At 64.7% G+C, this 13,671-nt stretch carries 12 protein-coding genes; 2 read left to right on the top strand and 10 right to left on the bottom strand.

Going from position 1 to position 13,671, the window contains the following annotated elements:
* Positions 1 to 2 precede the first annotated feature (2 nt).
* On the bottom strand, positions 3 to 905 hold the full coding sequence (locus QC821_RS11500; RefSeq protein ID WP_309721298.1) for a YihY/virulence factor BrkB family protein: 903 nt from the start codon (positions 903 to 905) through the stop codon (positions 3 to 5).
* A gap of 138 nt (positions 906 to 1,043) precedes the next feature.
* On the opposite strand from QC821_RS11500, the gene QC821_RS11505 reads away from it, so the two are divergent.
* The gene (locus QC821_RS11505; protein WP_309721301.1) at positions 1,044 to 2,144 is read left to right on the top strand and encodes a bifunctional nicotinamide-nucleotide adenylyltransferase/Nudix hydroxylase; all 1,101 of its coding nucleotides are present in this window, start codon (positions 1,044 to 1,046) and stop codon (positions 2,142 to 2,144) included.
* On the opposite strand, the gene QC821_RS11510 is transcribed toward QC821_RS11505, so the two are convergent.
* The 7 genes from QC821_RS11510 to QC821_RS11540 all read right to left on the bottom strand — a co-directional run bounded on the left by QC821_RS11510 (position 2,141) and on the right by QC821_RS11540 (position 9,899).
* Positions 2,141 to 3,058: a LysR substrate-binding domain-containing protein gene (locus QC821_RS11510; protein WP_309721304.1), complete on the bottom strand. Its 918-nt coding sequence runs from the start codon at positions 3,056 to 3,058 to the stop codon at positions 2,141 to 2,143. The two genes, QC821_RS11505 and QC821_RS11510, sit on opposite strands and share 4 nt — an antisense overlap.
* 136 nt (positions 3,059 to 3,194) lie before the next feature.
* The gene (gene cls / locus QC821_RS11515; protein WP_309721306.1) at positions 3,195 to 4,613 is read right to left on the bottom strand and encodes a cardiolipin synthase; all 1,419 of its coding nucleotides are present in this window, start codon (positions 4,611 to 4,613) and stop codon (positions 3,195 to 3,197) included.
* A gap of 91 nt (positions 4,614 to 4,704) precedes the next feature.
* Positions 4,705 to 6,210 (bottom strand): fumarate hydratase, encoded by a 1,506-nt coding sequence (locus tag QC821_RS11520; RefSeq protein ID WP_309721309.1) that lies wholly within the window; start codon positions 6,208 to 6,210, stop codon positions 4,705 to 4,707.
* Positions 6,211 to 6,407: 197 nt separating this feature from the next.
* A complete protein-coding gene (gene nei / locus QC821_RS11525; protein ID WP_309721314.1) occupies positions 6,408 to 7,229 on the bottom strand; it encodes an endonuclease VIII in 822 nt (273 codons plus the stop codon).
* Between the two features lie 4 nt (positions 7,230 to 7,233).
* Positions 7,234 to 9,264: an excinuclease ABC subunit UvrB gene (gene uvrB, locus QC821_RS11530; protein WP_309721317.1), complete on the bottom strand. Its 2,031-nt coding sequence runs from the start codon at positions 9,262 to 9,264 to the stop codon at positions 7,234 to 7,236.
* Between the two features lie 42 nt (positions 9,265 to 9,306).
* Positions 9,307 to 9,708 carry an OsmC family protein gene (locus tag QC821_RS11535; protein WP_095619270.1) on the bottom strand — a complete coding sequence of 134 codons (402 nt, stop codon included), beginning with the start codon at positions 9,706 to 9,708 and terminating at the stop codon, positions 9,307 to 9,309.
* On the bottom strand, positions 9,708 to 9,899 hold the full coding sequence (locus QC821_RS11540; protein WP_095619269.1) for a hypothetical protein: 192 nt from the start codon (positions 9,897 to 9,899) through the stop codon (positions 9,708 to 9,710). The genes QC821_RS11535 and QC821_RS11540 overlap by 1 nt, the downstream gene beginning before the upstream one ends.
* Positions 9,900 to 10,045: 146 nt before the next feature.
* Between QC821_RS11540 and ygfZ the strand changes: the two genes are divergently transcribed.
* Positions 10,046 to 11,083 (top strand): CAF17-like 4Fe-4S cluster assembly/insertion protein YgfZ, encoded by a 1,038-nt coding sequence (ygfZ, locus tag QC821_RS11545; RefSeq protein ID WP_309721324.1) that lies wholly within the window; start codon positions 10,046 to 10,048, stop codon positions 11,081 to 11,083.
* Here ygfZ and QC821_RS11550 read toward each other — a convergent pair.
* Both QC821_RS11550 and QC821_RS11555 read right to left on the bottom strand, forming a co-directional pair.
* Complete coding sequence (locus tag QC821_RS11550; RefSeq protein ID WP_309721327.1) at positions 11,066 to 11,851, bottom strand: TatD family hydrolase; 786 nt, start codon at positions 11,849 to 11,851, stop codon at positions 11,066 to 11,068. The genes ygfZ and QC821_RS11550 overlap by 18 nt on opposite strands.
* A gap of 202 nt (positions 11,852 to 12,053) precedes the next feature.
* On the bottom strand, positions 12,054 to 13,643 hold the full coding sequence (locus QC821_RS11555; protein ID WP_309721330.1) for a peptide chain release factor 3: 1,590 nt from the start codon (positions 13,641 to 13,643) through the stop codon (positions 12,054 to 12,056).
* Positions 13,644 to 13,671 lie beyond the last annotated feature (28 nt).

Below are 13,671 nucleotides of genomic sequence, written 5' to 3' on the forward strand. Positions count from 1 at the left end.
CCTCACTCATCGACTTCATGGCGGACCACCACCGCCGAGTTGCGCGGCACGATAGGCCTACCCCGGGCCAACAGATGGCACTTGGTGAAGGCCGCGCCGAACAGCAGGATCAGCGAGCTGTAGTAGACCCACAGCAGGATCACCACCACTGAGCCTGCCGCCCCGTAGGTCGAGGCGGTAGCGGTGTAGGCGAGATAGGCGGCGATGCCATAGCGGCCGAGGGCAAACAGCACCGCGGTCACCGCGGCACCTACCACCACGTCCTTCCAGCGCAGCACCACGTCCGGGAGTACCTTGAAGATGGTGGCGAACAGTGCGGCGATCATCAACAGCGAGATCAGAAACTCGGCGCTACCCGCCAGCACGCCCAACACTGGCAGCAGATTCTCGGCGTGATTGAGGACCGCACGCAGGGCTACCCCGAACACCAGCGATACCAGCAGAATAAAGCCGATCGACAGCACCACGGTCAGCGACAGCACGCGATTCTTGAGGAAGATCAGCAGGCTGTTGCCGCTCGGTTTGGCGATCACGTCCCAGATGGTATTCAACGAGAACTGCATTTGTGCGAACACCGTGGTCGCACCGACCAGCAGCGCGCCGATGCCCAGCAGCGTAGGCAAGAGCCCCGACTCCTCGATGCGCGACTGAGCGACGGCCTGCTGGACCATGATGGCGGCATCCTCGCCCATGGTGCCCTGCAGCTGAGCAACGATCTGGCCCTGGGCGGCATCTTCACCCAGCACCACGCCGATCACGGTCACCGCGATGATCACCGTGGGTGCCAGCGAGAACAGCGTGTAGAACGCCAACGAGCCGGCGTAGCTGAAGGCATTGCGCTTCAGCCATAGCTGAATGGCGGCGTGAACGATTCGCCACCAGTAGAGGGCGTGTTGCTTGATCATGCAGTCTCCCAGGCGTGATTAGGGTCCTCTAAAGCATACGTTAGAGAGGCTACTGCTGCAGACGCACGATCAACGCCACATTGCAGCCAGCCCGGCGAGCTCGGATAATGCTCCCACCCACCAGCCCACGGAGCCCGCATGGCGTCGACCCAGCAAGTACGATCCGCGCAGCACGATTACGACTTCGACTGCCTGGTCTTCATCGGTCGCTTCCAGCCGCCCCACCTGGGGCATCTGGCGGTGATTCACGAGGCGCTCAAGCGCGCTCGTCAGGTGATCGTGCTGGTCGGTTCCGCATGGCAGGCGCGCTCGCTGCGCAACCCGTGGCGTTTCGATGAGCGCCAGGCGATGCTGCGCGGCTGCTTCGACGAGGAGGATAACCAGCGCCTCGACATCGAACCGCTGCTCGATGCGCTTTATAACGACGACGTCTGGGTGCGCGACGTACAGCGCAAGGTGCGCGACGTTGCCAGCCCCCAGCATGGCCGCCTGCCGCGCACCGGGCTGATCGGCGCCAGTCGCGGACAATCCAGCTACTACCTGTCGCTGTTCCCGCAGTGGGAATCGGTCAGCGTGCCGCTGGTCGAGGGTATTTCGGCCAGCCAGATCCGTGAGCGGCTGTTCCGTTCGCACTCCTCGGCGGGCGACTACCTTTCCACCGGTGCCGCCCACGACCTGCCGCCCAGCGTGCATACCGCCCTCGGTACCTTTGCCGACGAAGAACCCTTTCAGCGCCTGATCGAGGAGCAGCAGCTGCTCGAACAGTATCGCAGCGCCTGGGCCGAGGCCCCCTACCCGCCGATCTTCGTCACCGTCAATGCGGTGGTGGTGCAATCCGGCCACGTCCTGCTGGTCAAGCGTACCGCGGCGCCGGGCAAGGGACTGCTGGCCCTCCCCGGCGGCTTCATCAATCCTCATGAGCGCCTGCTGGACGCCTGCTTGCGCGAGCTTCGCGAGCGGCTGCGCCTCAAGGTGCCTGAGCCGGTGCTCAAGGGCTCGCTGCGCGGCCAGCGGCTATTCGACGAACCCCACCGCAGCTGGCGCGGCCGGACCCTGGCGGAAGCCTTCTACTTCGCACTGCGCCCGGAGCAGCAGCTGCCCCAGCTCAAGCCGGCCAAGGGCGGCGACCACGCGCGCTGGGTAGCGCTGGCCGACCTCGAGCCCGAGAGCCTGTTCGAGGACCACTTCTTCATCATCCAGAATTTCCTGGGACTGCCCGCCGACTTCGGCGGCAGCTAGGCTTGCAGGAAGTCACGCGGCAACTTCATCATCTGCCGCCAGAGCTTCTCGACTCCGGGTTTGTGGACCAGCGAGCAGCGATACAGACGTATCTCCAGCGGAATGTCCCACTCTTCGCCGCCGGCCCTCACCAACTTGCCGCACTTGAGTTCGTCGCGGATGCAGAAATCGGGGATCCAGGCCATGCCGGCGCCCTGTAGCATCATGCCCTTCAAACCTTCGGCCATGGCGGTCTCGTAGACCGTGCGCAGGCGCATGCGAAGTGGGTCGTTCTTGAGCAGCATGCGCACGCTGCGTCCCAGAAAAGCGCCCTGAGTATAGGCCAGGAAGGGCACCGACTCGCTGCCACCAAGCGGGAAGCGCGCAGCCCCACTGGCATCCGGCAGGCATACCGGCACCATCTTGACCTGGCCGATCGAGAACGACGGAAACACCTCGGCATCGAGCTGCATGCTGGCATAGGGGTCATAGTAGCCGAGCATCAGATCGCAGTTGCCTTCGCGCAGCACATGGATCGCCTCCCCCATGTTCATGGCGATCAGCCGGGTGGGTAGTTCACCGGTGCCCTGCTGCAGACGCGAGATCCACTGCGGATAGAAGGTCAGCGCCAGGGAGTGCGCCGCGACGATGTCCAGCGCCTCGTTGGCCATCGACAGGCCTCGCAGATGGCCCAGGCACTCGCTGAGCTGCTCGACCAGATTGCGCGCGGTGACCAGAAACAGCTGGCCTTCGGGGGTCAGGCCCACGGGAGTGGTCGAACGGTCGACCAGCGTCACCCCTACCGCCTGCTCGAGAGAGCGGATTCTGCGGCTGAACGCCGGCTGAGTGACATGGCGCTGACGTGCCGACGCCGAGAAACTGCGCGTATTGGCCAGGGCGACGAAGTCTTCAAGCCACTTGGTTTCGAGGTTCACCGCGACTCCCGTGTCCGACAATCAAGCTTGAATGGCCACCACACAGGCGAGCCAGGATAAAAATCAGCACGTTAGCGTGCAGAAGAGAGTTCGACAAGCACGCCGTCGAATCGCTGTAACGATATGCCGCATCAGTCTACTGAATCGGCGACAGCAGATAGGCCGCGCGCGACACCAGCTTGCGCCACAGCGCGCGGTCGCGCAGCTCGTCGTAGCTGATGCGACGGCAGTCGGCGAAGTCCTTTTCCAGCATCAGACGCACCTCGGCCGCGAAGCGCCGATCGGGCACGAAGGCAGTGATTTCAAAATTGAGCCGGAACGAACGGTTGTCGAGATTGATGGTGCCCACGGTGGCGCTGTGATCGTCGATCAGCATCACCTTCTGGTGCAGGAAGCCAGGCTGATAGCGATACACCTTGACCCCGGCGCGCAGCATGTCGGGCAGGAACGAGAACGCCGACAGGAATACCAGCAGATGGTCGGGCCGCTCGGGAATCATCACGCGCACATCGACACCCCGCATCGCCGCCAGGCGCAGTGCGTCCTGGACGCCCTGGTCGGGCACGAAGTAGGGGCTGGTGACCCATAGCCGCTCCTTGGCACTATGGATCGCCTGCTGGACCAGCAGGCTGGCGGTTTCCTGCCGGTCGGCCGGCCCCGAGGGGACGATCACCACGTTCTGGCACTCGTCGCAGGTGCTGTGCGGCATCCAGGTCAGGCTCAGCACCTCGCCGGTGGCCCAGTGCCAGTCCTCCCAGAACGCTTCCTGTAGACCCAGCACGCTGGGGCCAGTCAGCTTGAGATGGGTATCGCGCCACGGGCCGTGCTTGCGGTGCTGGCCGAGATATTCGACGCCGACGTTGAAGCCTCCCAGCCACCCCTCACGACCATCGACCACCAGTACCTTGCGGTGATTGCGAAAATTGAGCTGGAATCGATGACGCACGCCGCGCGATGAGTTGAAGGCACTCACGGCTACCCCGGCGTCATGCAGGTCATTGAGGTAACCTTCACCCAGCTTGCGACTGCCGAGCTCATCGTAGAGGAAGTAGACCCTGACGCCGCGCTCGACGGCGCGCTCGAGATGGTCCTTGAACTGCAGCCCCAGGGCGTCGTTGCGGACGATGAAGAACTGTACCAGCAGGTACTCCTCGGCCGCATCGATACCGGCGAACAGGCTGGCGAAGGTGTCTTCACCGTTGATCAGCAGCTCGGCGCGGTTGCCACTGGTAAGCGGCATCATCGCCAGTTGCTCGACGGCGCGAATCTCGCCGATGCCGGGATCGGCCAGGTAGGGTTCTATCTGCTCGCGGTAGCGCGCCAGGACGCGTCGCAGTACCGTGTCGCGCTCGCCACGGGCCGAAACATAGCCATAGAAGCGTGGCCGACCGAAGATCCAGTAGGCGGGCAAGGCTGCGTAGGGGAAGGTGATCAGCGAGATGATCCAGGCGATTGCGCCCTGGGAAGTACGGCTCGACATAAGTGCCAGCACCGCTGAGAGAATACCCAGCAGGTGCACCATGAAGATGGCCAGGCCCATCAGCCAGGATGTCATGGACGCTCCCTGATCCGTGAATCGGGCTGCCATCATACCTGTAACGCGCGCAGCCCCGCCAGGGGCGGGACTGCGACAAGATGAGCGGGTGTCAGGCGCGCTCGGCGATGATCTCTTTCCACTTGGCGGGGCCGGTCTGGTGGACCGAGGTGCCGACGCTGTCCACCGCCACCGTTACCGGCATGTCCTCGACCTCGAACTCGTAGATCGCTTCCATGCCCAGGTCCTCGAAGCCTACTACGCGGGACTTCTTGATGGCCTGGGCCACCAGGTAGGCGGAGCCCCCCACGGCCATCAGGTAGCAGGCCTTGTTGTCGCGGATCGCTTCGATTGCCGCCGGGCCTCGCTCGGCCTTGCCGACCATGCCCAGCAGGCCGGTCTCCTCGAGCATGGTGCGCGTAAACTTATCCATGCGCGTGGCGGTAGTCGGGCCAGCCGGGCCGACTACCTCGTCACGCACCGGATCCACCGGGCCGACGTAATAGATGAAGCGGCCGCGCATGTCCACCGGCAGCGGCTCCCCTTTGCCGATCATCTCGACCATGCGCTTGTGTGCGGCGTCGCGGCCGGTGAGCAGCTTGCCGTTGAGCAGCAGGGTGTCGCCCGGCTGCCAGGACTGCACCTCTTCCGGGGTCACGCTATCGAGATTGACGCGCTTGACGTTGTCGCCCGCCTCGCGGGTGATCTCCGGCCAGTCCTCGAGCTTGGGCGCCGGCAGCGCCGAGGGGCCGGAACCGTCGAGGGTGAAGTGTGCGTGGCGGGTAGCGGCGCAGTTGGGGATGATCGCCACCGGCTTGTTGGCGGCGTGTGTCGGGTAATCCTTGACCTTGATGTCGAGCACCGTGGTCAGGCCGCCGAGCCCCTGGGCACCGATGCCGCTCCTGTTGACCTTGTCGAACAGCTCCAGGCGCAGCTCTTCGGCACGGTTGGAGGCGCCGCGGGCCTGCAGTGCCTGAATGTCGATGGGATCGAGCAGCGCTTCCTTGGCGATCTCCATGGCCTTCTCCGCGGTACCGCCGATGCCGATGCCAAGCATGCCTGGCGGGCACCAGCCGGCGCCCATCTTGGGTAGCTGTTCCATCACCCAGTCGACCACGCTGTCGGAGGGATTGAGCATGGCGAACTTGGACTTGGCTTCGCTGCCGCCGCCCTTGGCCGCCACGTGGACCTCAACCGTGTCACCGGGCACGATCTTGTGGTGGATGATCGCCGGGGTATTGTCGCCGGTATTCTTGCGCTGACCGTCAGGGTCGGCCAGCACCGAGGCGCGCAGTACGTTGTCGGGGAGCTGATAGGCACGCCTTACGCCCTCGTTGACCATATCGTCGAGGCTCATCTCGGCCTCCCACCGCACGTTCATGCCCACGTGCAGGAATACCGTGACGATGCCGGTGTCCTGACAGATCGGGCGATGGCCGAGGGCACACATCCGCGAGTTGATCAGGATCTGGGCAATCGCATCCTTGGCCGCCGGATTCTCCTCCCGCTGATACGCCTCATGCATGGCGTCGATGAAATCCTTGGGATGATAGTAGGAGATGTACTGGAGGGCGTCGGCGACGCTCTGGATCAGGTCATCCTGGCGGATCACGGTCATCAGCGGCTAGCTCCTTGGCTATGGCTATGGCGCACGGCACAGCGGTCAGGAGGCGGTACCGTGGCGAGGGAACGATCGAGCGGCGCAGATTATACCCCATTTGCAAACTGCGATCAGGCGATAGCTCAAGGCTCAATCTGACGTTAGATGCAGCTAGAGTTTAGATAACGGTATAAACCCGGATCATCAGCCTCAAATCAGCGCTGACAGCCTGGGCACAGGTAGAGCCGCCGCGATGCCACGCTGTGCTTTTCGATAAAAGCGCCGCAGGCGTGGCACGATTCGCCGGCTCGGTCAAAGACCGCATGCCGCCACACCCGGCGAGGCAGCCCCGCCTGCTGCAGCGCCTCACGCCACGCTGGCCGGTTGGTGACGCCTGCTTCACGAAAGGCCTGTGCCATGGTGCCGACCATGACCTCGCCCAGCCGCTGCAGTTCATCCTCGGCGAGGCTCTCGGGGCGCCTCTGCGGCAGCAGGCCGGCGAAGAACAGCATCTCTGAGCGTAGATAGTTGCCGATGCCGGCATAGCAGTGCTGGTCGAGCAGCAACCCGCCCAACCCCCGCCGCCGGAACCGCGGCGTCAGCAAGCGTGCCGTGACATCCTCCGGCGTTACCCGATGGGTCAACAGGTCCGGTCCCAGCCGGCGTAGAAAAGGATGCTCATCGAGCGCGGCCGCATCGTCATGCAGCGAAATGTCCGACGCGCTGTAGAGACTGGCGGCATGGGTCTCGGTGGTAAGCCGCAAGCGCAGGCTCCGCGTGGTGTTCGGCGGCAGATCTCGCGCATGCAGCATCCAGCGACCGTAGAGCTGGTTGTGGGAGTAGAGCACGCGGCCATCCTCGAAACGCGTCAGCAACGCCTTGCCCCAGCTGTCCACTGCGCGGATGCGCTGCCCCACCAGCGTCGCCGCCGACCGCTGCAGCTCGGGAAAGGCGAACCACACCTCAATCAGCGGGCGATCGACCAGCAGCTTGCCAAGGCGGTCGGCGGCGCGCCGAATCTCGGGGCCTTCCGGCATCGGCTCAGCCCAGCGCCAGCAGGCGCGCCTTGTGCTCTTGAAGGCGGTCGCGCAGCCTCGCCGCCTCCTCGAACTCGAGGTTTTGCGCCGCTTCGAACATGGCATCCTCGAGCCGGCTTATCTCGCGGGTCAAGCCGGCGGCATCCAGCGAATCGAGGGAGGCGGCGTAGTCGCCCTGCCCTTCGGCGACCTTGCGCTCGGCCTTGCGCCCCTTGCTCTTGCGCGACCCTGGCGCGGCCGCTGCCTCGAGAATATCGGCCACCGAGCGCGTCACCGTGGTCGGGGTGATGCCGTGCTCCAGGTTGTGGGCAATCTGCTTGTCACGCCGCCGCTCGGTCTCGTCCATGGCGCGGCGCATCGAATCGGTGACCCGGTCGCCGTAGAGGATGGCGCGGCCGTTGGCGTTACGTGCAGCACGCCCGATGGTCTGGATCAACGAGCGCTCGTTGCGCAGGAAGCCCTCCTTGTCGGCGTCGAGGATCGCCACCAGCGACACCTCGGGGATATCGAGCCCCTCGCGCAGCAGGTTGATCCCTACCAGCACGTCAAACTTGCCCAGGCGCAGGTCGCGAATGATCTCGACCCGCTCCACGGTATCGATGTCGGAGTGCAGGTAACGCACTCTGACGTCGTGCTCGTCGAGGTACTCGGTGAGGTCCTCTGCCATGCGCTTGGTCAGGGTGGTGACCAGTACACGTTCGCCCACCTCGGCACGCAGGCGAATCTCCGACAGCAGGTCGTCGACCTGCGTCGAGGCCGGGCGCACTTCGATGGCTGGATCGACCAGGCCGGTGGGGCGCACCACCTGCTCGACCACCTGGCCGGTATGCTCGGCCTCGTAGGGCCCGGGCGTCGCCGAGATGAAGATGGTCTGCGGTGAGATACGCTCCCACTCCTCGAATTTCATCGGGCGATTATCCAGCGCCGAGGGCAGGCGGAAGCCGTACTCGACCAGGGTTTCCTTGCGCGAGCGGTCGCCCTTGTACATGCCGCCCACCTGGGGAACGCTGACGTGGGATTCGTCGATGAGCAGCAGCGCATCCGCCGGCAGGTAGTCGAAGAAGGTCGGCGGCGGCTCGCCCGGCGCACGCCCGGACAGGTAGCGAGAGTAGTTCTCGATGCCGTTGCAGTAACCCAGCTCGAACATCATCTCGATGTCATACAACGTGCGCTGCTCGAGGCGCTGGGCTTCGACCAGCTTGTCATGCTTGCGCAGCCAGTCGAGCCGCTCGGCCAGCTCGACCTTGATGCTCTCGGCCGCCTCGAGAATGGTCTGGCGCGGGGTCACGTAGTGTGACTTGGGGTAGATGGTCATGCGCGGCACCTTGCCGCGTATCTCGCCGGTGAGCGGGTCGAACAGGCTGATCGAATCGATCTCGTCGTCGAACAGCTCGACCCTCACCGCCTCCTCCTCGGCATCGGCCGGGAAGATATCGATCACGTCGCCGCGCACCCGATAGGTACCACGACGAAAATCCATGTCATTGCGGGTGTACTGCAGCTCGGCCAGGCGGCGCAGCATCTTGCGCTGGTCGATCAGCTCGCCGCGATTGACGTGCAGGCGCATCTTCAAGTACTGCTCGGGATCGCCGAGGCCGTAGATCGCCGACACCGACACCACGATCAGCGCATCGCGACGCTCGAGCAACGCCTTGGTCGCCGACAACCGCATCTGCTCGATATGATCGTTGATCGAGGCATCCTTCTCGATGAAGGTGTCCGATGACGGCACATAGGCTTCGGGCTGGTAGTAGTCGTAGTAGGAGACGAAATACTCCACGGCATTGTCGGGAAAGAACGACTTGAACTCGCCATAGAGCTGCGCTGCCAGGGTCTTGTTGGGTGCCATGACGATGGTCGGTCGCTGCAGCCGCTGGACCACATTGGCCATGGTGAAGGTCTTACCCGAGCCGGTCACACCGAGCAGCGTCTGGTGGGTCAGCCCCGCATCCAGGCCCCGGACCAGGGCATCGATGGCCTGCGGCTGATCACCGGCCGGCTGGAACTTGGACTGCAGCTCGAAGCGCTTCTGCATCTGCTATTTCCCCACCAGATAGATAACGGTATAAATTCGACGTCAGGCCTGCCGGGTGGTGATCTCCACCGTGGCGCTGGTCATCAGCCGATGAATCGGGCAGCGGTCGCTGATTTCGGTGAGTCGCGCCAGACGTTCAGGGTCATCGACCCCGTGAAAGGTCAGGGCAACCTCGAGGCGATACAGGCCACGCCGCTCGTCACGCTCATCGCGGCTGACCACCGCCGTCACTCCGCTCAGGGCCCAGCCCTTGCGCTGGGCGTACATCTGCGCGGTAATCGCCTTGCAGGCGCCTAGCGACAGATCGAAGTAGTCATGGGGATCGGGAGCGCTCTCCTCTCCGCCTACGATGCGCGGCGCGTCTACATAGAGGTCGTCAAAGCCCTCGAGTTCCACTCGCTGGCGCAGCGTGCCGGCTTGTTGACTGATTACGGTAATCGGCATCAGCGCACCTTGACCTTGAGCGGCGCCAGCGCCTCGATGAGCGCTTCGCGGCGCACGCGGCCGTCCACGTCGGCGCCGTGGCGACCGACTTCGGCGCTGTCGACGCCGTCGACCATCATCAGCGCGGTGGTGATGCGATTGATCAACTCGGCGTCGTCGACGCCCTCGAAGGTCAGCGATATCTGCGCCATGTCGCGCTCCCTACAATCGTCACGATAAGCCTGCCAGTTTAGCATGCTGCGGCCGCGACACGCCTTGAATCGCCACTCAGTGCCCCCATTGGAGTACCATGCGTGGCATTATGCCGCGCCCGTTATGCCACCCTTCCGGAGTCGTCATGCTTGACTGGAGTCGCCACCAAGGCGCCACCCCCTGCGGCCCTCAGCGCGTCACCTTCGCGCCCGATGTCGCCAACGCCCTGCCCCCCGAGCAGACTGCCATCGCCCCACTGGTGCATCTCGGAGTGCTGGAGATACACGGCCAGGGTGCGGTGCGCTTCCTGCAGGGCCAGACCAGCGCCCAGGCCGAGCTCGCCGACGGCCGCGGCGCACCGCTGACCTGCTTCTGCACCGCCAAGGGCCGCATGCTCGCCAACGCCCAGCTACTGCGCATCGATGCCGAGCGCCTGTGGCTGATCATGCCCGTCGAGCGAATTGCTCCGCTGCAGGCACACCTGGGCAAGTTCGCGCCCTTCTACCAGGTCACGCTCAGCGCCCGCGACGACCTGGCCCTGGTCGGCGTCATGGGCAGCGACGCCGCGGCACTCAGCGAGGCCGAGAGCGGCCTGACAGCACCCCGTCCTTGGCAGCAGGCAGGCGATGCCACTCTGCTGCTGCTCAACCATCCGGGGCCGGTACCGCGTCGGATGCTGATCGCCTCTCAGGAGGTCATGACGGCGCACTGGCAGCGGCTCGCCGCCAAGGCAACCCCGGTGGGTAACGCCCAGTGGTGCCTGCTGGATATCCAGGCCGGCCTGGCATGGGTCGGTGACGCCCACCAGGACGCCTACCTGCCGCAGATGTTCAACTGGGAGGCGCTCGGCGGCATCAGCTTCAAGAAGGGCTGCTATACGGGCCAGGAGGTGGTGGCCAGGGCGCACTTCCGCGGCCAGGTCAAGAAGCGCCTGTCGCGCCTGCAGTGCACGGGGGATGCGCTGCCGGCGCCCGGCGACGGCGTGGAAGATGCCAACGGCAAGCGCCAGGGAGATGTGGTCGCCGCCGAGTTCGATGCGCATGGGCGGATCGAGCTGCTGGCCGTGCTCAGCACCCGTGAGGTGGCCGAGCCGCTGGCGGTCGCTGGACACCCCTGCACGCCACAGGAGCTACCCTACGCGCTGGAACGCCTCGACCCCGAGACACTATTCGCGGCCTCCTGAGGCTGCGCTGCCAATAACGAATAGCCGCTGCACGGTGGCGCTGCTGGCCGCGGCCACCCGTTCGACGTCCTGGCCTCTCAGTGCCGCTACCTGCCGGCACACCTCGGCCACACGTGCCGGTTCATTACGCTGCCCCTGATGGCCGGCCAGCGGCATATCGGGGCTGTCCGTCTCCAGCACATAGCCATCGTCGGGAAGTGCGGCAACGGCGCGCTGCAGGCGCTTGGCTTGCGGATGGGTGAGCGCTCCGCCCAGCCCGACCACGAAGCCGAGTTCGATAAAGGCCCGGGCCTGCTCGGGGGAACCGGCAAAGCCGTGAATCAGCCCGCCGTGAGGCGGAGCCAGCTGACGCAGCCGCTTGGCGAGCCGGTCGTTGGCGCGCACGCAGTGGACCACCAGCGGCAGCCCATGGCGCTTGGCCAGGCGTACTTGCGCATCGAACAGCCGCCACTGAGCGTCCCAACTCTCGCTGAAGCGCGCGTCGATCCCGCACTCGCCCACCGCCACCACCTGGGAGTTGGACGCCAGTGCGTCGTCCAGGGCCTGCAGGTCATCGTCGCCATGCTGGTCGATAAAATAGGGGTGCAGCCCCAGGCACACCGTGACATCGTCGCGGCGCCCCAGCGCCAGCACGTCCGGCCAGCGGGCGCGGGTAGTGCCCGGCACCACGAAGCCCTCGACGCCCACCGCCTTGGCACGCGCGATGACCGCCTCGCGGTCGGCATCGAAGTCGGGGAAATCAAGATGGCAGTGGGCGTCGATCAACATAGGCTGTACCGTGCTGGAGAGATCTCCTACGCCGGAACGGGCCGGCGCTTGCCGCGTACAAAAGCGAACTTCATTCTTCAGGGAAGAAGAATGGAGCGCCCAGGGAGGGGTTCACAGCGTGTGAGCGTTGTACGCGGCAAGGTTAGCCGGCCCTGTCGCGTGCTCTGGCTGGAATGCCCCCTTACTGCTGAGCGCTTAACACTTAATGCTCCCTTGTCGCTGCAAAGCGAATATCCGGCCAGCGCTCCTGGGTCATCTGCAGATTGACTCGCGTGGGGGCGATATAGGTCAGGTAGCCGCCACCGTCCAGCGCCAGGTTGGCGCTCGCCTTGCGCTTGAACTCGTCGAGCATCTTGGCATCGTCGCAGTAGATCCAGCGCGCGGTCTGCACGTTGACCGCCTGGTAGACACAGTCGACCTTGTACTCCTCCTTGAGCCGGTGGGCGACCACGTCGAACTGCAGCGACCCCACCGCCCCGACGATCAGGTCGTTGTTATCCAGCGGCATGAAGACCTGGGTCGCACCCTCCTCCGAAAGCTGCTGCAGGCCCTTCTGCAGCGCCTTCATCTTCAGCGGGTCCTTGAGCTGAACGCGCTTGAACAGCTCCGGCGCGAAGTGCGGAATCCCGGTGAAGCGCATGCTCTCGCCGACGGTAAAGGTATCGCCGATCTGGATGGTGCCGTGGTTGTGCAGGCCGATGATGTCGCCGGGCCAGGCCTCCTCGACCTGAGCGCGATCCGAGGCCATGAAGGTCAAGGCATCGGCAATTTTGACATCCTTGCCGATCCGCACATGGCGCATCTTCATGTTCTTGTCGTACTTGCCGGAGCAGACCCTCAGGAACGCCACGCGGTCGCGGTGCTTGGGGTCCATGTTGGCCTGGATCTTGAATACGAAGCCGCTGAAGCGCTCGTCGTCGGCGCGGACTTCGCGGGTATCGGTGTCGCGCGGCTGCGGCGCCGGGGCGAACTCGACGAAGCCGTCGAGCATCTCACGCACGCCGAAGTTGCCCATGGCGGTGCCGAAGTACACCGGCGTCAGTTCACCGCGGCGGTAGGCCTCGAGGTCGAAGTCATGGGAGGCGCCGCGCACCAGCTCGACCTCCATGCGCAGCTCCTCGGCCTGGTCGGCCCCCAGCACCTCTTCGACCTGGGGGTTGTCGAGTCCCTCGATGCGCTTGTCATCGGGAATCCGACTGCCCTGGCCCTGGGTGTAGAGGTGAATGACGTCGTTGTAGAGGTGATAGACACCCTTGAAGTGGCGGCCCATGCCGATCGGCCAGGTCATCGGTGCGCACTGGATATTGAGCACCGTTTCCACCTCGTCCATCACCTCGATGGGGTCGCGGATATCGCGGTCCATCTTGTTGATGAAGGTCAGGATCGGCGTGGTGCGCAGGCGGCACACATCCATCAGCTTGATGGTACGGTCCTCGACGCCCTTGGCGCCGTCGATCACCATCAGTGCCGAGTCCACCGCGGTCAGGGTACGGTAGGTGTCCTCGGAGAAATCCTCGTGCCCGGGCGTGTCGAGCAGATTGACGATGCGTCCATTGTAAGGGAACTGCATCACCGAGGTGGTTACCGAGATACCGCGCTCCTGCTCCATCTTCATCCAGTCGGAGGTGGCGTGGCGCTCGGCGCGCTTGCTCTTCACCGACCCGGCAAGCTGAATGGCATTACCGAACAGCAGCAGCTTCTCGGTGATGGTGGTCTTGCCCGCATCGGGGTGCGAAATGATGGCGAACGTACGGCGCAGCTCGGCTTCGCGAGCAATGGCGGTGTCTGGCATGGTCGGCCCTGATGACGAATGAGCGGTC

The organism is Franzmannia qiaohouensis (assembly GCF_031451695.1).
GTDB lineage: Bacteria > Pseudomonadota > Gammaproteobacteria > Pseudomonadales > Halomonadaceae > Franzmannia > Franzmannia qiaohouensis.